Source organism: Leifsonia sp. Root1293, from assembly GCF_001425325.1.
Classification (GTDB): domain Bacteria; phylum Actinomycetota; class Actinomycetes; order Actinomycetales; family Microbacteriaceae; genus Orlajensenia.
This window is the reverse complement of record NZ_LMEH01000001.1, coordinates 811835-836105: the sequence shown is the minus strand read 5'-3', so window position 1 is coordinate 836105 and position 24271 is coordinate 811835. Positions and strand designations below refer to the sequence as shown.

26 protein-coding genes are annotated in these 24271 nt (G+C 68.6%); 14 read left to right on the top strand and 12 right to left on the bottom strand.

Annotated elements, in window-relative coordinates:
* Window positions 1–1812, bottom strand: coding sequence for a DEAD/DEAH box helicase (locus ASC59_RS03860; protein WP_055818512.1), 1812 nt, complete (start codon window positions 1810–1812; stop codon window positions 1–3).
* A gap of 209 nt (window positions 1813–2021) precedes the next feature.
* On the opposite strand from ASC59_RS03860, the gene ASC59_RS03855 reads away from it, so the two are divergent.
* Entirely contained in the window at window positions 2022–2840 is an 819-nt protein-coding gene (locus ASC59_RS03855) for an SGNH/GDSL hydrolase family protein (RefSeq protein WP_055818510.1), read from the top strand.
* 298 nt (window positions 2841–3138) lie between these two features.
* On the opposite strand, the gene ASC59_RS03850 is transcribed toward ASC59_RS03855, so the two are convergent.
* Window positions 3139–4374 (bottom strand): D-alanyl-D-alanine carboxypeptidase family protein, encoded by a 1236-nt coding sequence (locus ASC59_RS03850; RefSeq protein ID WP_055818508.1) that lies wholly within the window; start codon window positions 4372–4374, stop codon window positions 3139–3141.
* 4 nt (window positions 4375–4378) lie between these two features.
* Window positions 4379–5212, bottom strand: a complete 834-nt coding sequence (locus ASC59_RS03845; protein WP_055818505.1) for a TrmH family RNA methyltransferase — start codon at window positions 5210–5212, stop codon at window positions 4379–4381.
* Between the two features lie 96 nt (window positions 5213–5308).
* Here ASC59_RS03845 and ASC59_RS03840 point away from each other — a divergent pair, with 96 nt between their 5' ends.
* On the top strand, window positions 5309–6157 hold the full coding sequence (locus ASC59_RS03840) for an NAD-dependent protein deacetylase (RefSeq protein ID WP_055818503.1): 849 nt from the start codon (window positions 5309–5311) through the stop codon (window positions 6155–6157).
* Window positions 6158–6173: 16 nt separating this feature from the next.
* Here the strand turns inward: ASC59_RS03840 and ASC59_RS03835 are convergent, their stop codons facing one another.
* Window positions 6174–7274 (bottom strand): glycosyltransferase family 4 protein, encoded by a 1101-nt coding sequence (locus ASC59_RS03835; protein WP_055818501.1) that lies wholly within the window; start codon window positions 7272–7274, stop codon window positions 6174–6176.
* Complete coding sequence (locus tag ASC59_RS03830; protein WP_055818500.1) at window positions 7271–8203, bottom strand: alpha/beta fold hydrolase; 933 nt, start codon at window positions 8201–8203, stop codon at window positions 7271–7273. The genes ASC59_RS03835 and ASC59_RS03830 overlap by 4 nt, the downstream gene beginning before the upstream one ends.
* Window positions 8204–8274: 71 nt before the next feature.
* Between ASC59_RS03830 and ASC59_RS17750 the strand changes: the two genes are divergently transcribed.
* Both ASC59_RS17750 and ASC59_RS03820 read left to right on the top strand, forming a co-directional pair.
* Window positions 8275–9792 (top strand): exonuclease domain-containing protein, encoded by a 1518-nt coding sequence (locus ASC59_RS17750; protein WP_082513376.1) that lies wholly within the window; start codon window positions 8275–8277, stop codon window positions 9790–9792.
* A 114-nt stretch (window positions 9793–9906) separates the two neighbouring features.
* Window positions 9907–10152 (top strand): three-helix bundle dimerization domain-containing protein, encoded by a 246-nt coding sequence (locus tag ASC59_RS03820; protein WP_055818498.1) that lies wholly within the window; start codon window positions 9907–9909, stop codon window positions 10150–10152.
* Window positions 10153–10269: 117 nt separating this feature from the next.
* Here the strand turns inward: ASC59_RS03820 and ASC59_RS03815 are convergent, their stop codons facing one another.
* The 3 genes from ASC59_RS03815 to glgA form a co-directional block, all read right to left on the bottom strand.
* On the bottom strand, window positions 10270–10521 hold the full coding sequence (locus ASC59_RS03815) for a type B 50S ribosomal protein L31 (protein WP_055818496.1): 252 nt from the start codon (window positions 10519–10521) through the stop codon (window positions 10270–10272).
* 151 nt (window positions 10522–10672) lie between these two features.
* Entirely contained in the window at window positions 10673–11455 is a 783-nt protein-coding gene (locus ASC59_RS03810; RefSeq protein WP_055818493.1) for an ABC transporter ATP-binding protein, read from the bottom strand.
* A gap of 36 nt (window positions 11456–11491) precedes the next feature.
* Window positions 11492–12676 (bottom strand): glycogen synthase, encoded by a 1185-nt coding sequence (glgA, locus tag ASC59_RS03805; protein ID WP_055818491.1) that lies wholly within the window; start codon window positions 12674–12676, stop codon window positions 11492–11494.
* A 96-nt stretch (window positions 12677–12772) separates the two neighbouring features.
* Here glgA and glgC point away from each other — a divergent pair, with 96 nt between their 5' ends.
* Both glgC and serB read left to right on the top strand, forming a co-directional pair.
* The gene (glgC, locus tag ASC59_RS03800; protein ID WP_055818489.1) at window positions 12773–14017 is read left to right on the top strand and encodes a glucose-1-phosphate adenylyltransferase; all 1245 of its coding nucleotides are present in this window, start codon (window positions 12773–12775) and stop codon (window positions 14015–14017) included.
* Window positions 14014–14679, top strand: a complete 666-nt coding sequence (gene serB / locus ASC59_RS03795; RefSeq protein ID WP_055818487.1) for a phosphoserine phosphatase SerB — start codon at window positions 14014–14016, stop codon at window positions 14677–14679. Before glgC ends, serB begins: the two co-directional genes overlap by 4 nt.
* A gap of 102 nt (window positions 14680–14781) precedes the next feature.
* On the opposite strand, the gene ASC59_RS03790 is transcribed toward serB, so the two are convergent.
* Window positions 14782–15492, bottom strand: coding sequence for a beta-ketoacyl-ACP reductase (locus ASC59_RS03790; RefSeq protein WP_055818485.1), 711 nt, complete (start codon window positions 15490–15492; stop codon window positions 14782–14784).
* A gap of 112 nt (window positions 15493–15604) precedes the next feature.
* On the opposite strand from ASC59_RS03790, the gene ASC59_RS03785 reads away from it, so the two are divergent.
* Genes ASC59_RS03785 through ASC59_RS03775 form a run of 3 tightly spaced genes read left to right on the top strand, consistent with a single transcriptional unit; the run spans window position 15605 to window position 16979 of the window.
* Window positions 15605–15907: a DUF3099 domain-containing protein gene (locus ASC59_RS03785; protein WP_055818481.1), complete on the top strand. Its 303-nt coding sequence runs from the start codon at window positions 15605–15607 to the stop codon at window positions 15905–15907.
* Complete coding sequence (locus ASC59_RS03780; protein WP_055818479.1) at window positions 15904–16128, top strand: hypothetical protein; 225 nt, start codon at window positions 15904–15906, stop codon at window positions 16126–16128. The genes ASC59_RS03785 and ASC59_RS03780 overlap by 4 nt, the downstream gene beginning before the upstream one ends.
* On the top strand, window positions 16125–16979 hold the full coding sequence (locus ASC59_RS03775) for an SURF1 family cytochrome oxidase biogenesis protein (protein WP_055818477.1): 855 nt from the start codon (window positions 16125–16127) through the stop codon (window positions 16977–16979). The genes ASC59_RS03780 and ASC59_RS03775 overlap by 4 nt, the downstream gene beginning before the upstream one ends.
* 91 nt (window positions 16980–17070) lie before the next feature.
* Here the strand turns inward: ASC59_RS03775 and ASC59_RS03770 are convergent, their stop codons facing one another.
* A complete protein-coding gene (locus ASC59_RS03770) occupies window positions 17071–18669 on the bottom strand; it encodes an ABC-F family ATP-binding cassette domain-containing protein (protein ID WP_055818476.1) in 1599 nt (532 codons plus the stop codon).
* 121 nt (window positions 18670–18790) lie between these two features.
* On the opposite strand from ASC59_RS03770, the gene ASC59_RS03765 reads away from it, so the two are divergent.
* From ASC59_RS03765 to ASC59_RS03755, 3 genes are read left to right on the top strand one after another with little or no spacing between them, the layout of a single operon-like run.
* Window positions 18791–19903: a winged helix DNA-binding domain-containing protein gene (locus ASC59_RS03765; RefSeq protein ID WP_055818474.1), complete on the top strand. Its 1113-nt coding sequence runs from the start codon at window positions 18791–18793 to the stop codon at window positions 19901–19903.
* A gap of 9 nt (window positions 19904–19912) precedes the next feature.
* Window positions 19913–20965, top strand: a complete 1053-nt coding sequence (locus ASC59_RS03760; protein ID WP_055818472.1) for an FUSC family protein — start codon at window positions 19913–19915, stop codon at window positions 20963–20965.
* Entirely contained in the window at window positions 20962–21681 is a 720-nt protein-coding gene (locus tag ASC59_RS03755) for a TMEM175 family protein (protein WP_082513374.1), read from the top strand. The genes ASC59_RS03760 and ASC59_RS03755 overlap by 4 nt, the downstream gene beginning before the upstream one ends.
* Here ASC59_RS03755 and ASC59_RS03750 read toward each other — a convergent pair.
* Complete coding sequence (locus tag ASC59_RS03750) at window positions 21646–22833, bottom strand: glycoside hydrolase family 3 N-terminal domain-containing protein (protein WP_055818470.1); 1188 nt, start codon at window positions 22831–22833, stop codon at window positions 21646–21648. The genes ASC59_RS03755 and ASC59_RS03750 overlap by 36 nt on opposite strands.
* Before the next feature lie 54 nt (window positions 22834–22887).
* Here ASC59_RS03750 and ASC59_RS17745 point away from each other — a divergent pair, with 54 nt between their 5' ends.
* Window positions 22888–23118, top strand: a complete 231-nt coding sequence (locus ASC59_RS17745; protein ID WP_327063412.1) for an oxygenase MpaB family protein — start codon at window positions 22888–22890, stop codon at window positions 23116–23118.
* Complete coding sequence (locus ASC59_RS03745) at window positions 23031–23669, top strand: oxygenase MpaB family protein (RefSeq protein ID WP_327063411.1); 639 nt, start codon at window positions 23031–23033, stop codon at window positions 23667–23669. Before ASC59_RS17745 ends, ASC59_RS03745 begins: the two co-directional genes overlap by 88 nt.
* Before the next feature lie 9 nt (window positions 23670–23678).
* Here the strand turns inward: ASC59_RS03745 and ASC59_RS03740 are convergent, their stop codons facing one another.
* Window positions 23679–24266 (bottom strand): hypothetical protein, encoded by a 588-nt coding sequence (locus ASC59_RS03740; protein WP_055818468.1) that lies wholly within the window; start codon window positions 24264–24266, stop codon window positions 23679–23681.
* Window positions 24267–24271: the final 5 nt, after the last annotated feature.

Below are 24271 nucleotides of genomic sequence, written 5' to 3'. Positions count from 1 at the left end.
TCAGTGCGAGCGACCGAGCCTCTTGCGCAGCACTTCGATACGGGCCTGCAGCTGCGTGACGCTGGCCTGCGGAACGGCAGGCCCGCCGCAGAGCCGGCGCAACTCGGTGTGGATCATCGCGTGCGGTTCGCCCGACAGCTTCGACCACATGCCGACCAGGCTCGAGAGCAGGGTGCGCTGCTCCTTGATGGTGCGATACAGCGGAACGTCCTCCGGCTCGGCATCCTCCGGCGCGCTGCGGCGTCGGTCCGTCGCACGACGGGCCTGGCGAGCCTGGCGAGTGCGGAGCAGATCGGAGACCTGCTCGGGCTCGAGCAGACCCGGGATGCCGATGAAGTCGAGCTCCTCGAGACTGCCGGGCTCGGCGAGGGTGCCGTACTCATGGCCATCGAAGAGCACCCTGTCGAAATCGGCGCTGGCCGCCAGAGCCTCGAAGCTGAACTCGTCGGTGAGGGCCTCCGAGGCGCGCTCCTCACGGTTCGCCGCGGCGACCATGGCGTCCTCGGGGTTGAACATGTCCCCCTCGGCCTCGTCGTCGCGTCGACGGTCGAGGGCGTGGTCGCGCTCGAGTTCGAGCGCGGCGGCCAATGCCATGAGGATGGGCACGTTCGGCAGGAACACGGATGCCGTCTCACCACGGCGGCGAGCCCGCACGAAGCGGCCGATGGCCTGCGCGAAGAACAGCGGAGTCGACGAGCTGGTCGCGTAGACGCCGACGGCGAGGCGCGGAACGTCGACCCCTTCCGAGACCATGCGCACGGCGACGAGCCAACGACTGGTGTTTCCGGCGAACTGCTCGATCCTGTCGCTGGCCTCCTTCTCGTCGGAGAGCACGACGGTCGGCGGCTGGCCGGTGATGTCCTGCAGGATCGCGGCATAGGCTCGCGCCATGGTCTGGTCGGTCGCGATGACCAGGCCGCCGGCATCCGGAATCGTATGGCGAACCTCGGTGAGCCGTCGATCGGCAGCCCGCAGCACCGCGGGAATCCACTCGCCCTTGGGCTCGAGCGCTGTGCGCCAGGCCTGCGAGGTGATGTCCTTGGTGTTTCCCTCGCCGAGCCTGGCCTCCATCTCGTCACCGGCCCTGGTGCGCCACTTCATCGATCCGGCGTAGACCATGAACATGACGGGGCGAACGACGCCGTCGGCGAGTGCGCGGCCGTAGCCGTAGTTGTAGTCGGTCTGGGAGGTGCGGATGCCGTGCTCGTCAGGTGCGTAGTCCACGAACGGGATGGGCGCGGTGTCTGAGCGGAACGGCGTGCCCGTGAGGGACAGCCGGCGGGTGGCCGGCTCGAATGCCTCCCGGATGGCGTCGCCCCAGCTGAGCGCATCGCCGCCGTGGTGCACCTCGTCGAGGATGACCAGGGTGCGGCCCGACTGGGTGAGTTCGCGGTGCAGCGCGGCACGTGCGGCCACCTGGGCGTACGTCACGGCGACGCCGTGGAAGTGCCGTCCGTAGCTGCCGTGCGCGTTGCGGAAATAGGGGTCGAGACGGATCCCGGCCCTCGCCGCTGCATCGGCCCACTGCTTCTTGAGGTGCTCGGTGGGAGCCACGACGGTGATGCGGTCGATGACGCCGCGACCGCGCAGCTCCGCCGCGAGACGGAGGGCGAACGTCGTCTTGCCCGCGCCCGGCGTTGCGGCGGCGAGGAAGTCGCGTGGCTGCTTCTCGAAGTAGGCATCGAGGGCCTCGGCCTGCCAGGCGCGCAGCTTGGTCGCGGTTCCCCAGGCTGCACGATCGGGGAACGCCGGAGAGAGGTGTTCTGCTGCTGCGGTTCCCGGGATGGGGCCTTCCGGCAGCGCTGTACTCACTGGCCCAAATCTACCCGAGTCCGCCGACACTCGGGTGCGCACGGCGTCATCCCGGGCGAGGGCCGGGACGTCCTCGGGCGTGTCACGGTCCGAGCCCTGCTGCGCGTGGCAGTACGACCGAGCCCGACACCAGGGGCGGGCATGTCGCCCGCTGCTGAGTCCGGACGAGGCGTGCGCGACCACCGCCACGTGTGCAGAATGGAGGAGCTATGACGAGTGAAACAAGTTCCGGTCCCCTGCACCCCTGGTCGCGCTACGTGGCATTGGGCGACTCCTTCACCGAGGGCATCGGGGATCCGGAGCCGAGTCGACCCGGCGGCCATCGCGGCTGGGCCGATCGCGTCGCCGAGGTACTCGCCCAGGGCTCCGAGGACTTCGCCTACGGAAACCTGGCGGTGCGCGGCAAGCTCATCCAGCAGATCCTCGACGAGCAGGTCGAACCGGCTCTGGCCCTGCATCCAGACCTCATCACCATCTCGGCCGGCGGCAACGACGTCATCCGGCCGGGTTCGGACCCCGACCTCGTGTCGGCGAAGTTCGAGCAGATCATCGAACGCCTTACGAGCGATCGCGCCACTGTCGTCATCTTCACGGCGACGGATGTCGGCTTCTCGCCCGTGTTCCGGGGCATCAGGGGCAAGGTCGCCATCTACAACGAGAACATCCGCACCATCGCCACTCGCTACGACTGCGTCGTGGCAGACCAGTGGGGCTTCACGCCCATCCAGGACACCCGCATGTGGGCGCCCGACCGCCTGCACCTGAACCCTCTCGGACACCACGAGGTCGCCCGGCTCGTGCTCTCCTCGCTCAACGTCGAGAACTCGCTCGAGCCGATGAAGCCCGAGCCGCTTCCGACGGCCACCTGGCGTCAGGCGCGGGGCGAGGACATCCAGTGGGCCAGGGAGTACCTGGTGCCGTGGGTGCTGCGCCGCATCCGTCACCAGTCGTCGGGCGATCACGTGCTTCCGAAGCGGCCGGATGCCGTTCCCTACGAGGTGCTGGAGAGTGGGGAATCCACCCGCTGATCGAGGAGCGGCGCACCCGCGCGCTGATCGAGGAGCGACCGAGCGGAGCGGCCACCCCACCCGCTGATCGAGTAGCGACCGAGCGCAGCGAGGACGCGTATCGAGATCACGTCAGGAGCCCCGGCCCATCGATCATGGTCTCGATACGGCTGCTCGCTGCGCTCGCGGCCTACTCGACCAGCGAGAGAGCGCTCGCGGCCTACTCGACCAACGGAAGCTGCTCGCTGCGCTCGCGGCCTACTCGACCAACGGCGGCTGCTCGCTGCGCTCGCGGCCTACTCGACCAACGGAGACGTGCCTACAGCTCCCCCGGATGGCTCAGGCGCCAGCCTGCGTCCGGTCCGTCGATGGAGCCCATGAGAACCAGCGGAACCTCGACGGTCTGGGTGCCGACGGTGAAGGTGAGCGAGCCCACGGTGTCGCCGTCATCGGCGGCCTGCACGGCCTCGGCCTTCGCGACGCCGCTCACAGCGGTGTCGGACCACGTCAGGACCGACGCCGTCTTGGCACTCACGGCCGTCGCGGTGTCTCCCCACAGCGATTTGTAGGTTGCGGCCGGCGCCCCCTCCGTCGTCAACTGCACCTCATGGAATCCGGCTGCGACACCGTCGAGCACAGTGCCGACAGCGGCGTCGAGCACGTCATGGTCGCCCATCGAGGCGCCACCGAGCATCGCGCCGACCACGGTGACCGTCTGGGAGCCGACGGTGTACTTCGCCGAGAACAGCAGCGTGGCACCGGAGTTGTCGTTGGTTCCGGTCTTCATTCCATCGACCCCGTGAGTGCCGAGCATGTTGTTGGTGTTCTTCACGACTCCGACGCCGGGGATGTCGGCCGACTCCTGCGACACGATCGACATGAGAGTCGGATCGGCCACTGCGATCTTCGCGAGGGCGACGAGATCGGTCGGACTGCTCGAGCTGTCGTCGCTCAAGCCGCTGGTGTCTGCGACTGTCGTGTTGGCCAGGCCGTGATCGTCGACCCACGCGTTGGCGGCGTCCAGGTAGGCGTCCACGGATCCATACGCCCAGATCGCCAGCGACTCGCTGTAGTTGCCGGCAGACGGCAGCAGCATGACCGTCAGCGACTGCTTCTCGCTGAGCTGCAGGCCGGATGAGACCGGAGCGACCGACGCGTTCTCGGCCACCTGGTCGTAGTAGATGTCGACATCGGCATCCGTGTAGGTGATCGACGGACCTTCCTCGCCCGCCGCGATCGGCTTCGCCTCGAGCACGACGAGGGCGGTGATCACCTTGGTGATGCTCGCGATCGGCACCGCGGCGTCAGGGTCCCCGTGAGAACCCAGAAGCCCGTCGAAACCGACGGCACCGACGGCGCCGCTGCCGAAGTCGGGCCAGGTGAGCTGGGCGGCCGGCTGGGTGGCCACCGTCGGCTGGGTGACGGATGCCGCTGTCGCCGGAACGGCAGCGGTGAGGGTGGTGGTGCCGTAGATGACAGCAGCGAGAACGAGAGCGAGAGCGCTGAACACGAGGATTCTGCGACGTCGATAGACCTGGCGTCGGGAGAGGGGCATCGGATCAGTCTAGGTCGGGCGGGCTGTGCTCCCGGTCGACGCGCAGGGCGTACGCGACGACGGCGCTGGCCGAGGCCACGTTGAGGGAATCGACGCCGTGCAGCATGGGGATGGTGACGACGGTGTCCGCCGCGGCGAGGGCCGTTCGACTGAGTCCGTCTCCCTCGCTGCCGAACACGAGGGCGATCCGGTCCGGAGGGTCGGCCGCGTAGTCCGGCAGGCTCACGGCGTCGTCGGCCAGGGCGAGGGCGGCGATCTCGAAGCCCGCCTCGTGCAGCAGTGCCGCGGCTTCCTCCCACTCCGGAAGACGAGCCCACGGCACCTGCAGCACGGTGCCCATGCTGACGCGCACGCTGCGTCGATACAGCGGGTCGGCGCAGCGCGGGGTCACCAGAACGGCGTCGATGCCGAGGCCCGCGGAGGAGCGGAAGATGGCGCCGACGTTGGTGTGGTCGACGATGTCCTCGAGGATGACGACGCGGCGGGCATCCTTCAGCAGCTCGGCGACCGACGGATTCTCCGGCCGGTGCATCGCCGCCAAGGCACCGCGGTGCAGGTGATAGCCCGTGAGCTGCTCGAGCAGCTTCGCATCGCCGACGAACACGGGAACGTCGGGGAAGTCGGCCAGAAGCGGTTCTACGTCGGCCAGCCACTTCTCCTGCAGCAGCACCGACCGAGGTACATGCCCGGCCGCCAGCGCCCGCGTGATGACCTTCGTCGACTCCGCGATGTAGAGCCCACCCTCCGGCTCGGTGACGCGCCGCAGGGCGACGTCGGTGAGACGCGCGTAGTCGGAGAGGCCGTCGGCCTCGAGGTCGGTGATGCGGATGACGTGCACGGGTTCCCCTCGTTGTTTCAGCCCATCGTCGCAGCCTGAGAAACAATCCGGAAAACTGCAGTGCCTAGACTCGTTACATCAGGCGCAAGGAGTGGCATGACCGACACGGTTCTGGAACTGAGCGACGAGCAGCGCACCGGAGTGAGCGCAGCCGTCGACCTCATGCGCGGACGATCGACCCTGGTGCTGACCGGCGCCGGCGTCTCGACCGACTCCGGAATCCCCGACTACCGCGGCGCCGGTGCCCCCGTGCGCAACCCGATGACGTTCCAGCAGTACCTCGCCGATGACCGCTACCGCCGCCGCTACTGGGCGGGAAGCCACCTCGGCTGGCGTCGTTTCGCCCAGGCCGGGCCCAACGCCGGGCATCGTGTGCTCGCCGAACTCGAGGCATCCGGTGTCGTCAGCGGCATCGTCACGCAGAACGTCGACGGCCTGCACACGCGCGCCGGCTCCACGCGGGTCGTACCGCTGCACGGCTCGATGGACAGCGTCGTGTGCCTGCACTGCGGGCAGTTCTTCGCCCGCTCGGACATCGCCCAGCGCCTGACCGATGCCAACCCCTGGCTCACCGAGGACGAGGCGGCGCGGCTCGCACCCGACGGCGACGCCGACGTCACCGAGATCGACGCGTTCATCGTGCCGGAGTGCACTGTGTGCGGCGGGATGCTCAAGCCCGACGTGGTGTTCTTCGGCGAGTTCGTGCCGCGCGAGCGGTTCCGGGAGGCGCAGGCCATGCTCACGGCATCCGATGTGCTGATGGTCGCGGGCTCATCGCTGGTGGTGAACTCGGGCATTCGTCTCGTCGAGCAGGCACGTCGTCAGCGCACGCCGATCATCGTGGTCAACCGCGGCGTAACGAAGGGCGACGGCCGCGCCGCCGTGAAGATCGATGCCGGCACCACCGAGGTGCTCCGCTCGATCGCCGAGCAGCTCGCCGCCTGAGCCCGCTGCAGCCGGGTCAGCGTCGGCGCCGACGCGCCACCGTCTCCTCGAGCACACCGAGCAGGGTGCGGGCGGATGCCGCCCACGTGAACGTCGCCGCGCGCTCGAGACCCAGCGCCGAGCGTCGCTGCCACTCCTCCAAGTCGTCGAGACGTGTGACGGCGGCCGCGAGTGCCTGAGCGTCGTCGACATCGAAGTAGAGGGCCGCGTCTCCGCCGATCTCGCGGAAGATCGGAATGTCGCTGACGACGATGGGAGTTCCGACGCTCATGGCCTCGACCAGAGGAATGCCGAAACCCTCGTCGCGCGAAGCCGTCACGAGAGCGGTCGCGGAGCGCAGCGTCTCGGCGTATTCCGCATCCGAGGCTCCGTCATGGAACACCAGCACTGCAGACGGCGCCAGCCTCTGGAGCCTGGTGCGCTCAGCGTCGGTCACACGGCTCATCAGGTGCAGCTCAGTGCCGGGGAGCATCGCGGCGGCGCGTACGAGTGTGTCGACGTTCTTGTACGGCATGTAGGAGCCCATGTAGACGAGGCGGCGCACGTCGGGCGCCTCGCGCTGCGGCACGGCTCCGTCCGCGTCGTCAGCAGTCGCTGGAAGCGGTGCCGCTGCGTTCGACACCACGGTCACGGGCTTGCGGGTGAGGTCGTGCTCCGCGATGAGCGCGGCGGTGGTGTTCGAGACCGTCACGACTCCGTCCGCCCGGTTCAGCAGCATCCGTTGCGGCCACCAGGCGAGGTGGTAGAGACGCCACAGGAGCCTGATGGGAGCGGCGAGATCCCGGGGAGGGGTGCGGTTCCGGTAGTAGATCAGGTCGTGGACCGTGAGGAGGAGGGCGTAGCGCCGGCCCCACGATCCCATGGTCTGCATGGGGGTGAACACGATGTCGGGTCGCAGCTTGTTCACGGCGCGAGCCACCAGCGGCTCGAGGGCACTCGTGGGCGCCGACACGATCTGCCAGGGCAGATCGGGCAGCATGGCGAGCTGACGATGATCGCTGATGAGCATGGTGACCGGATGCAGTTTCGCGAGCTCGGCGACCAGGTTGGCGGTGTAGCGGCTGATGCCGTCATGGTGGTCGATGCGCGTGTAGCGGGCGTCGAAGACGATCCTCACGATGCCGCCGGAGTGGCGGGGGCCGTCGGGCTCGTTGGCGCCGCCGGCTCGGCGAGGAACGCCGTGATCTGGGCTGCCGCCTCGGCCGGCGTCTCGTAGTGGATCAGGTGACCGACGTCGGGGATGACATGGAGGGTGGCATCCGGGAACAGCTTCTGCACGGCGTGCTGGGCGGAGACCGACGTGATGTCGTCCTTGTCCGCGGCGATCAGCAGGGTGCGCGTGGGGATGGCCGCGGCGTATTCGCTGACGTCGTGGCTCACCGAGGCGCGGAACGCCTCGAGCACGACATCACGATCGCTGAACGCCGAGAAGTACCTGTCGTGCTGGTCGTGCACGAAGCGACGGAGGTCGGCGTCATGGGTCTTCACCATGGTCACGCTCATGATGCGAACGATGGCGCGGTTGCGGAGCAGGGCGAAGCCAGCCCGATCGGGCAGGGCGGCGGACGCCTGGTAGTAGAGCACCGCGAGCCGCGTCATCACGCCGCGTGGTCCACGCAGCGCGGGAGCCGCGATCGGGTTCACGAGGATCACGTCGTCGACGACGAGTCCTGCCGCCAGAGCAGCAGAGGAGATGATGGACCCGAAGGAGTGGCCGAGCAGCACCACTCGACCGGTCAGGCGCAGTTCGGCGATGAAGGCCGTGAGCCAGGCCGCGTAGCCATCGATGTCGTGAGCGCTGGCGAGGGGCGCTGACGCACCGAATCCCGGCAGATCGGGCGAGATGATGTGTCCGCCCGGAAGCTGCGCGACGACCGGTTCGAGACCGTGGTGGTCGCCGCGGAAGCCGTGCACGAGCACGATCGTCTCCGCGGCAGACGAGTCGCCGTACTCCCAGTACCTGGTCTCCGTTCCGAGCACGGTCAGGGCATGTTCGACGACGGGAATGCGCTCGAGTTGCGCGGCGTAGGGCGAGGAGACTGACATCGCCTCCAGTTTAGGGCGCGGTCCGGCGGCGGGCTGGATGCGCGCTGTGCGTGCCGACCTAGACTCGGCTCATGGATTCCGAGCCGCACGTTCCCCTGGTCGTCGTGCTCGGCGGAACGGGTCGAGCCGGGCGGGCGGTCGTTCTGGAGGCACTCGCACGGGGAGTGCGGGTGCGCGCCGTCAGCCGCGGGACTGTGGCATCGGATGCCTCCATTCCCGGCGCGGAATACGCCAGAGCCGACATCGCCTCTGGCGTCGGACTGATCGCCGCCCTGAGTGGCGCCGACGCGATCATCGACGCGACAGACGGAGTGTCGGGCCGAGCGCAGGCAACCCTGCGGAAGGGGCCGCGCGTTGTCGCAGCCGCGGCCAGACTCGCTCGCGTGCGTCGTCTCGTGCTGCTGTCGATCATCGCCGTCGACCGCGGAGTCTCGAGCTACTACGCCGCGAAAACGGCACAGGAGCACGCCTACCGCGACTCCAGCCTCGATGTCTCGATCGTGCGGGCGAGCCAGTTCCACGACCTCGTCGACCAGCTCTTCGGACTGGCACCCTTCGGATGGACGACCGAGCTCCTGGGCACGACCTTCCAGCCCGTCGCGGTGCGCGACGTCGCGGCGAAACTGGTCGACGAGGCACTCGTCCCATCGGGCCGGGAACGTCTGCACGTCGTCGCCGGACCCGAGGTGCTCTCCTCGGGTGTCATCGCGTCGCTCCGGCGTTCGGCCAACGGAGGACGCGGCCCGATCATCCCCCTGCCGTCGGTGGGGGCGATCCTCCGCTTCTTCCGTACGGGCCTCAACCTGGCGCCGGAACTCGCCGGGGGAACCGAGACCTTCGCGGAGTGGCTCACGGGCGATGTCGGCGGCCCTGCATACTCTGACCCTGTGACCACGACAAGCACCGCGACCTGGGCCTCGACGCTGGCCGTCTTCGACCTCGAGACCACCGGCATCGACGTGGAGACGACGCGCATCGTCACGGCAACCCTCGCCGTGCTCGATGCCGACGGTGTCGTGGTGGAGCGCACGGACTGGCTCGTCGACCCCGGCGTCATCATCCCCGACGGCGCCGCCGAGATCCACGGCATCACGACGGAGCACGCGCGTATTTACGGTCGGGTCGCCTCCGAGGCCGTCGCCGAGATCGTCATGGCGATCCGGAGCCAGCTCGCCGTCGGCATTCCCCTCGTCGCATACAACGCCGCCTACGACCTCTCGGTGCTCGACCGTGAGGCTCGGCGCTACGGCATCCCCGGCCTCGTCTCCCCCAGTCCCGTCATCGATCCCCTCGTCATCGACAAGGCGGTCGACACCTACCGCAAGGGCAAGCGCACCCTCACGGCCGCCGCGGAACACTACGGAGTCGTTCTCGACAACGCCCACGATGCCGGTGCAGACGCCATCGCTGCCGGACACGTCGCGCAGGCCATCGCCCGGCGCTACCCGCATGCACTGACCATCACGGCGGAGGAACTGCACGAACGGCAGGTCGACTGGTGCCAGGCCCAGGCCGAGAGCTTCCAGAGCTACATGCGCCGCACGAAGGATCCCGAGTTCAGCACCTCTGGTTCCTGGCCGGTGCGCTGAAAGTCCCCGCTGCCTGAGGCCACGCCGAGTGCGCGGCCGACACATGGGTCAACCCGCATCCGTTCACCGGATGTTCGCTTGCACGCGCGCAGGTGCGGGGCGTTGACTGCTGCAATGAATGCCGACGAAGAGAACGCAGCTGTCGAGAAGGTCGTCGAGCGCCTCGAGGACCGCTTCCCCGAGGTCGACCCCGGTGTCGTGGAGCAGGTCGTCGAGGAGGAGCATCACAACCTCGACGGCAATCCCATCCGCGACTTCGTGCCGGTGCTGGTCGAGCACGAGGCCCGCGACCGCCTCCGCACCGAGTTCGCCAACGCCTCAGACGGCACTCTCTACGTGCCGCCGGGCCTGGAGCCCTGACTCAGCGCACCGACGATGGATTCGCCCGGTGCGAGGTGCGCTCCGCTGCGGCATCCGGAAACGGGAGAAGGCCCCCGCCGATGGCGAGGGCCTTCCTGTCCGGGCTGGAGCCGGCGCTTACTTGCCGAAGTTCTTGAAGCGCTGGTTGAACTTCTCGACGCGACCGGCCGAGTCCATGATGCGCTGCTTGCCCGTGTAGAACGGGTGCGACTCCGAGGAGATCTCGACGTCGATGACGGGGTACGTGTTTCCGTCTTCCCACTCGACGGTCTTGGCGCTGCCGACGGTCGAACGGGTGAGGAACGACTTGCCCGACGCGAGGTCGCGGAAGACGACCGCTTCGTACTTGGGGTGAATGTCAGTCTTCATTGAAGAGTCCTTGTGTTTCGAATGGAACGGAATTGTGTTGAGATCGTGGAGGCCACGGGTAACGCCGCGCACGGCGAAAAGCTCAGGCCACGAGGGCCAGCTACCGAGTCTAGCAGAGATCGTCCTGCTGGCCGTTTCCGCGCGACGAGTGTCAGACGGCGCGTGCCGCGTACCGGCCGTCGGTCTCGGTGACCTCGATCGGGAGGCCGAACGTCTCGGTGAGGTTCTCCGAGGTGAGCGCCTCGCTCAGGGGTCCGGATGCCGTCACCCTGCCGTCGGCGATGAGCATGACGTGCGTGAACCCCACCGGGATCTCCTCGACGTGGTGGGTCACCATCACGAAGGCCGGTGACGTCGCCTCGCGAGCGTACCCGCCGAGGAGTTGCAGCAGTTCCTCGCGGGCCCCGAGGTCGAGGCTCGCCGCCGGCTCGTCGAGCAGGAGGAGTTCGGGATCCGTCATCACGGAACGAGCGATCTGCACGCGCTTCTGCTCGCCGTCGCTCAGGGTTCCGAACGTGCGGTCGGCCAGGTGGTCGAGCTTCCACTCGGCCAGAACGCGCTGGGCGCGGCGGGAGTCGATCTCCTCGTACTCCTCGTTCCAGCGGCCGGTGACCGAGTACGCCGCCGTCATGACCACGTTCAGCACGGTCTCGTTCCGCGGCAGCTTGCGGGCCATCGCCGTGGAGGCGAAACCGATCATGGGGCGCAACTCGAAGACGTCGACGGCGCCCAGGCGCTCCTCGAGGATCTCGGCCGTGCCGCTCGTCGGGTGCAGCATGGCGGCGATGATCTGCAGGAGGGTGGTCTTCCCCGCTCCGTTCGGGCCGAGGATGACCCAGCGCTGATCGTCATCGATGGACCACGTCACCGAATCGAGGATGGGCTTTCCGTCACGGATGACGGAGACGTCTGACAGCTGCACAACGTTCGGCATACAGCCCATGCTATCCGTCAGCGGAGGGCGTACAGGTCAGCTCACGAGGCTGGCGTAGATCTCTCGCGTGCTCGCCGCGATGCGATCCCAGCCGAACTCGCGCTCGGCCCGATCCCGCCCCGCCGCGCCCATCCGCGCCGCTGCCTCGGGGTCGCTGACGACCGCGATGAGCGCCTCGGCGAGATCGGCCACGAAGCGCTCGGGATCGATGGGAGTCCCGGTGCCGTCCTGGAGCTGTTCGATGGGAACGAGGCGTCCGGTGACGCCGTCATCGACGACCTCGGGGATGCCGCCCGTGGCTGTTCCGACCACGGGGAGCCCGCAGGCCATGGCCTCGAGGTTCACGATGCCGAGTGGCTCGTAGACCGACGGGCAGACGAACGCGGTGCCAGCGGTGAGCACGGCCGAGAGCTCGGGCTGCGGCAGCAGTCGGTCGATCCACACGACCCCCGTGCGCTCCTTCTGCAGTTCGCGCACGAGGCCGCTGACCTCGTCCATGATCGCCTGCGTGTCCGGGGCACCGGCGCACAGCACCAGCTGCACCTCGGGGGGAAGCATCCGCGCAGCGCGGAGCAGGTACGGCAGCCCTTTCTGACGGGTGATGCGGCCGACGAACACCACTGATGGCCGGTCGGGATCGATGCCCAGCGCACGGACGGTCGCCTCATCGTGCACGGGCTTCCAGCGCTCGAGGTCGATGCCGTTGTAGACGACGTGAACCCGGTCGGGATCGATCGCCGGGTAGGACCGAAGGATGTCGCGCCGCATGCCGCCGCTCACGGCGATGACGGCATCCGCGGCCTCGAACGCCGTGCGCTCGACCCAACTCGACACCGCGTAGCCGCCGCCGAGCTGCTCGGCCTTCCAGGGGCGCAGCGGCTCGAGGCTGTGCGCCGTGACCACGTGCGGGATGCCGTGGAGGAGCTTGGCGATGTGCCCGGCTGCATTGGCGTACCAGGTGTGCGAGTGCACGAGGTCGGCGCCCGCGGCATCCTGTGCCATCGCCAGGTCGGTGCCGAGGGTGGCGATCGCCGGATTCGCAGAGCTCAGCTCGACCGGCGTGCCGTACGCGAAGGCGCCGGCCTCATCGCGCGGTGCACCGAAGCACCGAACCAGCACGTCGGTGTCGCGGCGGAGCGCCTTCACCAGCTCGGCGACGTGCACCCCCGCTCCTCCATAGACTTCGGGCGGATATTCACGGGTGAGCAGGTCGACGCGCATGAGGCAACGCTAGGGCATCCGTCGGTCTTGATACAGATGTCGGCGCGCATCGGCAAGGGCATGCCGGGACCCGCCGCGCCACACTACTGTTGAGCCATGAAGTCATCGAAGATCTTCGGCATCGTGCTGGCCGGCGGAGAAGGCAAGCGGCTCATGCCCCTCACGGAGGACCGGGCCAAGCCCGCTGTTCCCTTCGGAGGGCACTACCGCCTCGTTGACTTCGCCCTGTCGAATCTCATCAACTCCGGGCTCACGCAGATCGTCGTGCTCACCCAGTACAAATCGCACAGCCTCGACCGCCACGTCTCGCAGACCTGGCGCCTGTCGGGCATGCTCAACTCCTACATCGCCTCGGTGCCCGCCCAGCAGCGCCTCGGCAAGCGGTGGTTCAGCGGATCGGCCGACGCCATCCTGCAGAGCCTCAACCTCATCCACGACGAGAAGCCCGACATCATCGTCGTCGTCGGTGCCGACCACGTATACCGCATGGACTTCTCCCAGATGGTGCAGGCGCACATCGACTCCGGTGCCGAGGCGACCGTCGCGGCCATCCGTCAGCCCATCGAGCTCGCGAACCAGTTCGGCGTGATCGAGGTCGACGAGGACGACGCCACGAGGGTGGCCGCGTTCCGCGAGAAGCCGAGCGATCCCATCGGGCTCGCGGATGCCCCGCACGAGGTGCTGGCTTCCATGGGCAACTACGTCTTCAATACCGACGCGCTGGTCGACGCGGTTCTGCGCGACGGAGAACGCACCAACTCCAGCCACGACATGGGCGGGGACATCATCCCCGATTTCGTGGCCCGCGGCACAGCCGGCGTCTACGACCTCATGCGCAACGACGTTCCCGGATCGACGGACCGCGACAGGTACTACTGGCGCGACGTGGGAACGATCGACTCGTTCTTCGAAGCCCACCAGGACCTCATCTCGGCGCTGCCGGTGTTCAACCTCTACAACGAGGCCTGGCCCATATTCACGCAGCAGCTGAACGCTCCCCCCGCGAAGTTCGTGCGCGACGCCCGTGGGTCCCTCGGCACCATGATCGACTCGATCGTGTCGCTCGGATCGGTGATCTCGGGTGCGCACATCGAGCGCAGCGTGCTCGGCCCGTGGTCGACCATCGGCTCAGGCGCCAAGGTCGTCGACTCGATCATCTTCGAGCGCGCCCGCATCGAGACCGATGCCCAGGTCATCCGCGCCGTGCTCGACAAGGACGTCGTCGTCGAGGCCGGTGCCCAAATCGGTGTCGATCACGAGAAGGACGCCGCTCGGGGCTTCGCCGTTACCGATTCCGGCATCACCGTCGTCGGCAAGGGAACGCGGGTCACCGCGGAATGACGGATGCCGCACCGCGCGTCGGCGACGCGCGCTTCCTCGTCGTGCTCGATGCGGACTCCACCCTCATTCGGGACGAGGTGATCGAGCTCCTCGCCGACGCTGCAGGTTCGCGCACCCTCGTGGCCGACGTCACGGAGCGCGCCATGCGCGGCGAACTCGACTTCGCTGCGAGCCTACGCGAACGCGTCGCGACGCTGGCCGGGCTTCCCGAGAGCGTCTTCCACGACGTGGGTGCCCGCATCCGTCCGACCGACGGGGTTCACGACCTCATCGCCGGCGTCCATGCCGCAGGAGGAGTCGTCGGCGTGGTGTCCGGCGGGTTCCACGAACTGCTCGACCCCATCGGGGCGTCATTCGGACTCGACGAGTGGCGGGCGAACCGGCTGGAGGTCGATGGCGGCCACCTGACGGGTCGAGTGGCCGGCCCGATCGTCGACGCCGGCGCGAAAGCGGCTGCACTACAGGAGTGGGCGTCGGCCCACGACGTTCCGCGTCACCGCACCATCGCCATCGGGGATGGTGCGAACGACCTCGAGATGATGGGCGTCGCAGGCCTCTCGGTCGCCTTCAACGCGAAGCCGCTGGTGCGATCGCGCGCCAGCGTGGCCGTGGACGTTCCGGACCTGTCGCAGGTGCTCCCGCTGCTCGGACTGCGGGGCTAACGACCAGCGCTCGCTGAGGCCCGGACGGAGTCCGCGGCCGAAGCAGCGCTGCGAACACGCTTCGACCGCGCGCTGCGCGCCGGCCTCAGCGAGCGGGGCCCGCTAGTGGCCCATCCCGAGGCCGCCGTCGACGGGGATGACCGCCCCCGAGATGTATCCCGCGTCGTCGCCGGCGATCCAGGCGACGACCTTGGCGACCTCGTTCGGAGTGGCGAAGCGCCCGGCCGGAATCGACTTCTTGTAGTCGGCCTGCGTCGCCTCGGGCAGTTCAGCTGTCATGTCGGTCTCGATGAACCCGGGAGCGACGACGTTGGCGGTGATGCCCCGGCCACCGAGCTCCCGCGTGATCGACCGGGCGAAGCCGACGAGGCCCGCCTTCGAGGCCGAATAGTTCGCCTGACCGGGACCGCCGTAGAGACCGACGACGCTCGAGATGAGCACGATACGGCCGTAGCGAGCCTTGAGCATGCCCTTCGACGCCCGCTTGACCACTCGGAAGGAGCCCGTGAGGTTGGTGTCGATGACGGTCTCGAAGTCCTCGTCGCTCATGCGCATGAGGAGGGTGTCGCGGGTGATGCCGGCGTTGGCCACGACGACCTCCACCGGGCCGAGCTCTGCTTCGATGGCGGTGAAGGCCGCGTCGACGGATGCGGAGTCGGTCACATCAGCCTGCACGGTGAGCGAGCCCTCAGGCCCGGAACCCGAGCGGGCGGTCACGGCGACGCGGTGGCCCTGACGCACGAACTCCTCGGCGATGGCGAAGCCGATACCGCGGTTTCCGCCGGTGACGAGGACTGTACGGGGAGTGCTCATGGAATGGTTCCTTCTCTCGCTGACAACTCCCCCAGCCTAGGACGAAAGCACCCCTGACCCCGCGTAGGCTGGAAGCAGCGGCGACACTCGGGTCACCGCGGTTCGGCCAGGAATGAAACAGCCCTCCTCGATCACCAGCCTTCCGGCCTCCCCGGATGCGGAACGACGCGCTCGAGTCATCAAGTACTCGATCATGATGTCGATCCGTGTGCTGTGCGTGCTCGCGATGCTGTTCGCCCGAGGGGCATGGCTCTGGGTCTTCGCAGCCGGAGCGATCATCCTGCCCTACATCGCCGTCGTCGTGGCGAACGTGAAGACCACCTCGGGTTCACGCACTCCGCTGCGGCCGGGTTCGATCGTGCTCAGCGACCGCAGCTCGGACGACGACAGCCGACGACCCGGGGACGACGCGTGATCGGATCGGGCGGTGCACCCGAGGTGCACGCATGCTCCCGCGCGGGCTGCGACGAGACCGCCGCCTGGCGTATCGACTGGCGGAACCCCCGCATCCACACGGGCGACCGCGGCAAGACCTGGCTGGCGTGCGACGAGCACGTCGAGTACCTGCGCGAGTTCCTCGCTGCCCGCGACTTCCCGCTGACCGTCAGCGCTCTCGAGATCGGAGCCGACGCGTGAACGGCTGGTCATTCGCCTTCAGCAGACGATGGATCGGCTACCTCGCCCTGGTCGTCGTCTTCGCGCTCGTCTGCGTGTCGCTCGGGTTCTGGCAGATAGCGCGCCGCGCCGAGGCCCTGGCCGAGATCGACCGGGTCGAGAGCAACTGGAGCGCCGAGCCCGTTCCGCTCGGTGATGCCCTGCCCGAGCTGGACTCGTTCGACATCTCCCAGAAGTACCTGCCCGTGGAGATGACGGGGGTGTACCTGACGGACGACCAGCGCCTCGCCCGCAATCGTCCCCGCGACGGCAGCCCCGGCTTCGAGGTGCTCACTCCCCTGCAGCTCGCCGACGGCACGGTGTTCATCGTCGACCGCGGCTGGCTCCCGACGGGGTCACGACAGGATGCTCCCGACGTGATTCCCGAGCCACCGTCGGGTGAGGTGACCGTGGTCGCGCGGCTGAAGGCGGGCGAGCCGCGCCTGGCCGGCCGGAGTGCATCCGGCAACGAAGTCGCCACGATCGAACTCGCCGACATGGGCGAGCTCGTTGGGGAGCCGACCTACACCGGGGCCTATGGCCTCCTCGACTCCGAGGTGCCGGCAGCGGCGAGCCGTCCATCGGCGGCTGAGAAGCCGGCCCTCGATGAAGGCCCGCACCTCTCGTACGCATTCCAGTGGTTCGTCTTCGCGCTGCTCGGCTTCATCGGCTTCGGCTGGGCTGTTCGCAACGAGTACCGGATGCTGAACGCCGACGACCCCGACGAGCGCGAGCGCGCCCTCGAGCGCGAACGACGTCGTGCCAGGAAGGCGAAGACCGATGCGGCCGTCGAGGACGAGATCCTCGACGCCGAGCACGTCTCCGGCCGCTGAGCGCGCTTCGACCGCGCGCTGCGCGCGGGCCTCAGCGAGCGGGTGGCTGACCGGTCGCTGAGGGCCGGACGGAGTCTGCGCCCGAAGCGCCCTACGCCAGCGCGATCAGGTCGGCGTACTCGGCGTTCCAGTGGTCTTCGACGCCATCCGGCAGGATCAGCACGCGCTCGGGGTTGAGCGCCTCGACGGCTCCTGGGTCGTGGGAGACCAGGACGACGGCACCCTCGAAGTGTGCGAGCGCGTCGAGGATCTCGGCACGGCTCGCGGGGTCGAGGTTGTTCGTCGGCTCGTCCAGAAGCAGCACGTTGGCGCCGGAGACGACGATCATCGCGAGAGCGAGGCGGGTCTTCTCGCCACCGGAGAGCACACCGGCGAGCTTGTGCGAGTCGTCGCCGGTGAACAGGAACGAGCCGAGCACCTTGCGGGCCTCGGTCTCGGTCAGGCTCGGCGACGATGACACCATGTTCTGCAGCACGGTGCTCTTCACGTCGATGGTCTCGTGCTCCTGGGCGAAGTAGCCGACACGCAGCCCGTGACCCGGCTCGACCTGACCCGTGTCGGGCTGGTCCACGCCGCCGAGGATGCGCAGGAGCGTCGTCTTGCCCGCACCGTTCAGGCCGATGATGACGACCTTGGAACCGCGATCGATCGCGAGGTCGACCGCGGTGAAGATCTCGAGCGAACCGTAGCTCTTCGACAGATCCGAAGCCTGCAACGGAGTGCGTCCGCAGGGCGCAGGGGTCGGGAAGCGCAGCTTCGCCACCCGATCGACGGCCCGCACCTCCTCGAGGCCCGAGAGCAGTTTCTCGGCCCGGGCGACCATCTGGTGCGCCGCTGCGGCCTTCGACGCCTTCGCACCGAACTTCGCCGCCTGCATCTGCAGGACGCCTGCCTTCTTCTCCGCGTTGGAGCGCTCCTTCTTGCGGCGCTCCTCGTCGGCGGCACGCTGGCGCTGGTAGTGCTTCCAGCCCATGTTGTAGATGTCGATGACTGTGCGGTTGGCATCGAGGTAGAAGACGCGGTTGACGGTCTCCCCCACGAGTTCGACATCGTGGGTGATCACGATGAAGCCGCCCTTGTAGTTCTTGAGGAAGTCGCGCAGCCAGACGATGGAGTCGGCGTCGAGGTGGTTCGTCGGCTCGTCGAGAATCATCGTCCCGGCATCCGAGAACAGGATGCGGGCCAGCTCGATGCGACGACGCTGACCACCGGAGAGCGTCTTCAACGGCTGGTCGAGGATGCGATCGGGCAGGTTGAGGTTCGACGCGATGGACGCGGCCTCGGCCTCGGCCGCGTAGCCTCCGAGGGCCTGGAAGCGGTCGGTGAGCGAACCGTACTTCTTCATGCCGGCCTCGCTGACAGCGGTGTCCTCGCTGGCCATCGCGATGGTGGCCTCGTGCATCCCCTGGACGAGCGAGCCGAGGCCGCGAGCGTTCAGGATGCGGGTGCGAGCGAGCTCCTCGGGATCACCCGAGCGCGGGTCCTGGGGCAGGTAGCCGATCTCCCCACTGCGGTCGATGCGTCCGCCGGTGGGGAGGGTCTCCCCGGCGAGCGTCTTCGTCAGTGTCGTCTTGCCCGCTCCATTGCGACCCACCAGACCGATCTTGTCTCCGTCGGAGACCCGGAAGTTCACGTCCTGCATCAGCACGCGCGCCCCCACGCGGATCTCGAGGTCGTGTACGGCGAGCACGGGGGAACCCTTCGGTCGGAGAATGTGGGGAAGTCGCGCGAGAGGCGCAGCCACCCAGTCTAAACGCTGCAGCCCCGCCCGCTGTTCCGCTGTCGGTGCCCTGCGCGATACTGAGGTCACTATGGCGGCGGATTCACAGCAACGCGAACTGCTCAGGCTGCGCCTCACCGCGCACGGCATCGGCGGCACCGACACCCCGGTAGGAGTGCTCGAGCGGTTGCTCGCCGTGCAGGCGCAGGACTTCGCCGGGGCGCGCTGGGGCATCGGCATCCGTTCCGGTGCGACGGATGCGGCGGTACTGGCTGCATTCGACAGCGGAGAGCTGGTGCGGGCCTGGACCATGCGCGGCACCCTGTTCGCCGTGCCTGCCGTCGATCTCGGCTGGATGCTCTCGCTCACCGGACCGCGCATGCTGGCGCAGGCGGCGACGCGACGGGTGCAGCTCGGAATCGACGACGCCATGCTCGATCGAGTGCGCTCCATCTCCGCAGAGGCACTCGACACCGCCGACGACCTCTCGCGAGAGGAGTTCATGGCTCTGCTCGTCGAGAACGACATCGACCCGACCGGACAGCGCGGCTACCACCTCATCGCCCATCTCGCCCAGACGGGCTTCTGGTGCTGGGGTCCGGTGCGGGACGGCGTCCAGCGACTGGTGCCGAGTGAGCACTGGATCCGGCGACCGAGGTCACTCGACCGCGAGCAGGCCCTGGCCGAGTTCGTGACGCGTTACCTGCGCGGGCATGGCCCGGCCACCGTTCGCGACTTCGCCGGCTGGAGCAAGCTCACCCTCACCGACTCCCGCCTCGCACTCGAGATCGCGCGCGCCGATGGCCGCATCGTGCAGTACGACGACGACGCCGGCCTGTGGGCCGCATCCGACGCCGATCTCTCCCCGGCGACGGATGCCGAGAAGCGCGCGTTCGCGGCATCAGTTCACCTGCTCCCGGGCTTCGACGAGTACTACCTGGGCTACACCGACCGGCGCGCCTTCATCGACCCCGAGAACGAGGACGCCGTGGTGCCCGGTGCCAACGGCGTGTTCCAGCCCACTATCGTCGCGGCGGGCCGCGTGATCGGCACCTGGCGGCGTTCGGCGACGCGGCGCGGCGTCGGCGTCGAGACCCGACCGTTCGACGCGGCATCCGTCACAGCCAGGCGAGCGAAGGCCATCGCCCGCGGCTCCGCCGACTATGCGGCATTCCTCGATCGGCCGCACGTGGCGGCGCAGTAGCCTGACAGAGTGACCGGCCCAGCACGTTTCACCGCCCGCCTGCGGTCGAGCGCGCGCATTCCCCTGCTGCAGGTGACGAAGTCGGCGATCGCCACCGTGCTCGCCTGGATCGTGGCCGAGCTGCTCATTCCCGGCACCCTGCCCGTGTTCGCCGCCATCGCGGCGTTGCTGGTCGTGCAGCCCAGCGTGAACCAGTCCGTCGGGCGTGCACTCGAGCGCAGCTTCGGAGTGATCGCCGGCGTCGTCATAGCCTTCGGCATCGGTCTGCTCTTCGGACAGGACAGCCTGGTGGTGCTGGCAGCCATCGTCGTGGCCATCTTCGTCGGGTGGGCGCTTCGGCTCACACCGGGGTCGGCCAACCAGATCCCGATCAGCGTCATGCTCGTGCTCACCATCGGCGCCGCGACACCCGACTACGCTGTCGCCCGCATCATCGAGACGCTGATCGGCGCCGCCATGGGCCTGATCGTGAACATCCTCGTCGTGCCGCCGGTGCTGCTCGCACCGGCGCATGCGGCCGTCACCGCCCTCGGCATCGAGATCGCGGCGACCTTCGAGCGCCTGGCCGACGCCCTCCGCACCTCGAAGACCGACGCCCAGCTCCAGGAGATGCTGCTGACGGCGAGATTGCTGCGGCCCATGCAGGCCAAGGCCGCCGATGCGCTGAAGGATGCCGACGAATCACTCGCCTTCAACCCGCGTCAGCAGCGCTACAGGGTCGCTCTCGACGCCGATGACGCCCTCTTCGCCCGCATGGGACCACTGGTCACGCGATCGCTCAACATGACGCGGGCCGTGCACGACCACTACGACGCCGGCCTGCCCGACGAGCCGACGGTCGAGCCGATCGTCGACGAACTGGAGCGGGCGGCTCACGACCTGCGTCTCCTGGTGCGCGCCGAGAACAGCACCCCCGTCGAACCGGACGCGCAGACCCGGGGAGTGCCCCTTCTCACGGCACCGCTGCGCATCCTCACGCCGCACGCCGAACACTGGGTGCTCATCGGATCGCTCATGGAGGATCTCCGCCGTGTGCACGAGGAGATCGTGGGTGCCGAGTGATCCGCAGACGCGCACGACCACGCACCGCCACGGTCTCCACCCGCCGGCTGGAGGCCTTCACCGACGGCGTGTTCGCCATCGCGGCGACCCTCCTCGTTCTCGACCTCACCGTCAACGACCTCTCGGGTGCCACGACGGATGCGGAACTCTGGCGCGGCCTCGTCGGCATGGGGCCGGCCATCGTCAGCTTCGCGATCAGCTTCTTCCTGCTCTGCCTCCTGTGGACCATCCACGTACGCCAGTTCGAGTACATCGTGCAGGTCGACGGCGTGATGCTGGTGCTCAACACCCTGCGCCTCTTCGGGGTCGTGCTCATCCCGTTCACGACGAGCCTGGACAGCAGGTTCGGTGATCTCGCGCTCGGACAGACCCTGCTGCCGGTGAACTTCTTCTGGGTGGTGCTGTTCGGCTACCTGCTCTGGATGCGCGCCTCGGCGCCCGGCAGCGGGCTCATCGAGGGCCTCAGCCCCGTCGAGGCCGCCCGAAGTCGTCGCGATTCCCTGAGTGCCGTCATCCTCGGAGCCGTCGTCGTGGTGGCGGCGCCGTTCATCGGTTCCTGGGCCTTTCTCGCCTACGCCCTCGACACCCCGCTCTCCCGCCTGCTGAGCGGACGCGCGCCTGCCGATGCAGCCGAGCCGACCGGCATCGCGGACAGAACGGAAGCGGGCGACGCCCGCACCTCAGGATCCGCTGAGGCCGATCCGCGCCCGGAGTAGCTTCATCGCAGCCCGGTCGACGGTCTCAGCCGGAATGCGGCCGGCGCGCACCGCAGCGGCCACGTCGGCGACGAGCGCATCGGGGTCGAAGGCACCGGCCGCTCCCGAGGCATCCGGCGACGGAACGTAGAGCACCATGGTGGAACCTGCGGCGATGGCCGCGATCGCGTTCTCACTCCGGTTCACCAGCGCGGGGACGCCCGAGTGATCGAGCATGCCCATGTCGTCGCTGATCGCGATGCCGTCGAAACCGAGCTCGTCCCGCAGGATGCGGTGCCACACCGCCGAGAGGGATGCTGGTGCCGGATCGACCGCTGAGTACTCGAGGTGGCCGAACATCACCAACTCGGCGCCGGCGTCGATGCCCGCTCGAAACGGAACGGCGTCGGTGGTGCGCCACTCCGCCAGCGACTTCCCCGTCGTCGGAATCGAGCTGTGCGAGTCGCCGGGCGCGGCGCCGTGTCCCGGAAAGTGCTTGAGCGTGCTGAGGACTCTGCCGTGCTCCCCCGCCACCGCTGCTGTGACGTGCTCGGCGGCGGCGGCCGGATCCGTGCCGAGCACACGACCGGCCAGGAACGAGTTCGGGTCGCTCGTCTCGTCGGCGATGATGCCGAAGTTCACCGAGATCCCGGCGGCAGCCAACACGTCGGCGCGCGCCGCGAAGGCGTTCTCGGTGACGGATGCCGCCTGGCCGCGCAGCACGTCGGCACCGGGCGACGGATCCTCGACGATGCGGCTGACCTCTCCGCCCTCCTGGTCGACGGCGACGAGCAACGGGAGCGCCGCATCCGCATCGGCGGCCGCGTCGACGGCCGCGGTGATCGCTCGCACGCCGGCCGTGCCCGCTGCGGTGTTGTCGCCCATGAGGATGATTCCGCCGGGCTCGTACTGCAGCGACTCCGCGGCGATGGCCGCGGCATCCGTACCCGGGAAGTGCAGCATGAGCATGCTCGAGATGCGTTGTTCGAGGGTCATGGCGGCGAGACGCCGACGCGCTTCGACCGTGACGGGATCGGGCGCGACCCTGCGAGGCACGTCCGCCGTCATCGTCTGCGACGGAGCGGGGCTCGGCGTCTCGGAGGCTGCGCAGCCGACGAGACAGACGGCGACCGCGAGAGCGAGCGCCGTCGTCCGCACCAGCTTCCCGACCACCGGGGAAGTCTAAACGGGAGGCATCCGAGGAACCTGACCGCGTAGCGTTGGAGGATGCCAGCGGATGCCACCGACCTGCCTCGTTTCGCCGGCGACGGAGTGCTCATCGCGGGCGGAGCGCGGGCCATCCTCCTGCAGCTCGCCTACCCGCCCGTCGGACGCGGCGTCGTGGAGCACTCCGACTTCGCCGGGCGCCCCTGGACCGACTGTGGGCCACGCTCGCCTACGCCTACGCGATCGTCTACGGCACAGAGGAGGACAAGGCCCGGGCCGTGCGCCTGGTGAACCGAGCGCACTCCCCCGTGCGCGGCGATGCCCGAGGCGGCGCACCCGCGTACAGCGCGTACGACCCGGAACTCCAGCTCTGGGTGGCCGCAACCCTCTACGACACGGCCGTCGTCGTGCATGAGGAGCTGTTCGGGCCGCTGCGGACCGACGAGGCCGACGCCCTGTACACGGCCTACGCGGAGCTCGGCACCAGGCTGCAGCTGCCCCAGGGTCGGTGGCCTGACGACCGTGCCGCCTTCACCGAGTACTGGGCCGGGATGCTGCCGCGCCTGTCCGTCGACTCCGAGGTGCTGGCCCTGTCGCGCGAGTTGATGTTCGCGCGCTCCCTGCCGACCCCCCTCGGGCTCGCCATGCCCCTGGCCAGGCTCGTGACCGCCGGGCTCCTCCCGGCGACTGTGCGAGCTGCCTACGGCGTCCGGTGGTCAGCGGGGGCCGAACGGCGCTTCCGGCGAGCTCTCGCCGTCACCGGCGCCGTCTGGCCCTGGCTGCCTCGCCCGCTGCGCGAGTGGCCGCAGCGCCGCAGTCTCGCGCGGATCAGGCGCGGTTGAACCGGACGATCAGAAGAAGTCCGGCTCGACGCCGGCCGCCTTCGCCACGTCATCGGTGCGCACACCGGCCGCGTCGAGCTTCACTTTGGCGACGCGCAGGCCGGACTCCATCTGCGCGGCCCAGACGTCGGCCTCCTGCGCAGCGCTCTCGGCATCCTCAGCCCGTTTCACGGCGGCGGCCCGCTCGAGACGTTCGTCACGCACCTGCTGCATGCTCAGCGTGATGCCGTAGTAGGCCGCCACCATCGAGGCGACGGGAGTGGCGATCACCGCGAGAGCGGAGACCGCAGCCGAACTGGGACTGAAGATGATGAGCAGGCCGAACGCGAAGAACAGCGCGACGACTCCGATGATGACGACGAGAGTGAGTCGCATCGGCTGGTCCTGGAACCACGAGAAGGTCTTCTTCGCGGGCTTCGTCGACTCGCCGACGGACGCTGCAGGCACCGCGACCACCTCGGTCGGCGCCGACCCTGCTTCAGCCTCGGATCCGAGAGAGGGAAGCACTGTGGTCTCATCGAGGGATCGGCTGCCGACCGACGTCGTCGCAGCGATCGGCGCACCGGTCCCTGGTGTGGCCTGCTGGGTGTCTGACATGGTGA

Coding starts and splice junctions, on each gene's coding strand:
- ASC59_RS03855 (WP_055818510.1), top strand. CDS start 2,022: ATGACGAGTGAAACAAGTTCCGGTCCCCTGCACCCCTGGTCGCGCTAC.
- ASC59_RS03850 (WP_055818508.1), bottom strand. CDS start 4,374: ATGCCCCTCTCCCGACGCCAGGTCTATCGACGTCGCAGAATCCTCGTG.
- ASC59_RS03840 (WP_055818503.1), top strand. CDS start 5,309: ATGACCGACACGGTTCTGGAACTGAGCGACGAGCAGCGCACCGGAGTG.
- ASC59_RS03830 (WP_055818500.1), bottom strand. CDS start 8,203: ATGTCAGTCTCCTCGCCCTACGCCGCGCAACTCGAGCGCATTCCCGTC.
- ASC59_RS17750 (WP_082513376.1), top strand. CDS start 8,275: ATGGATTCCGAGCCGCACGTTCCCCTGGTCGTCGTGCTCGGCGGAACG.
- ASC59_RS03820 (WP_055818498.1), top strand. CDS start 9,907: ATGAATGCCGACGAAGAGAACGCAGCTGTCGAGAAGGTCGTCGAGCGC.
- ASC59_RS03815 (WP_055818496.1), bottom strand. CDS start 10,521: ATGAAGACTGACATTCACCCCAAGTACGAAGCGGTCGTCTTCCGCGAC.
- ASC59_RS03810 (WP_055818493.1), bottom strand. CDS start 11,455: ATGCCGAACGTTGTGCAGCTGTCAGACGTCTCCGTCATCCGTGACGGA.
- glgA (WP_055818491.1), bottom strand. CDS start 12,676: ATGCGCGTCGACCTGCTCACCCGTGAATATCCGCCCGAAGTCTATGGA.
- glgC (WP_055818489.1), top strand. CDS start 12,773: ATGAAGTCATCGAAGATCTTCGGCATCGTGCTGGCCGGCGGAGAAGGC.
- serB (WP_055818487.1), top strand. CDS start 14,014: ATGACGGATGCCGCACCGCGCGTCGGCGACGCGCGCTTCCTCGTCGTG.
- ASC59_RS03790 (WP_055818485.1), bottom strand. CDS start 15,492: ATGAGCACTCCCCGTACAGTCCTCGTCACCGGCGGAAACCGCGGTATC.
- ASC59_RS03785 (WP_055818481.1), top strand. CDS start 15,605: ATGAAACAGCCCTCCTCGATCACCAGCCTTCCGGCCTCCCCGGATGCG.
- ASC59_RS03765 (WP_055818474.1), top strand. CDS start 18,791: ATGGCGGCGGATTCACAGCAACGCGAACTGCTCAGGCTGCGCCTCACC.
- ASC59_RS17745 (WP_327063412.1), top strand. CDS start 22,888: ATGCCAGCGGATGCCACCGACCTGCCTCGTTTCGCCGGCGACGGAGTG.
- ASC59_RS03740 (WP_055818468.1), bottom strand. CDS start 24,266: ATGTCAGACACCCAGCAGGCCACACCAGGGACCGGTGCGCCGATCGCT.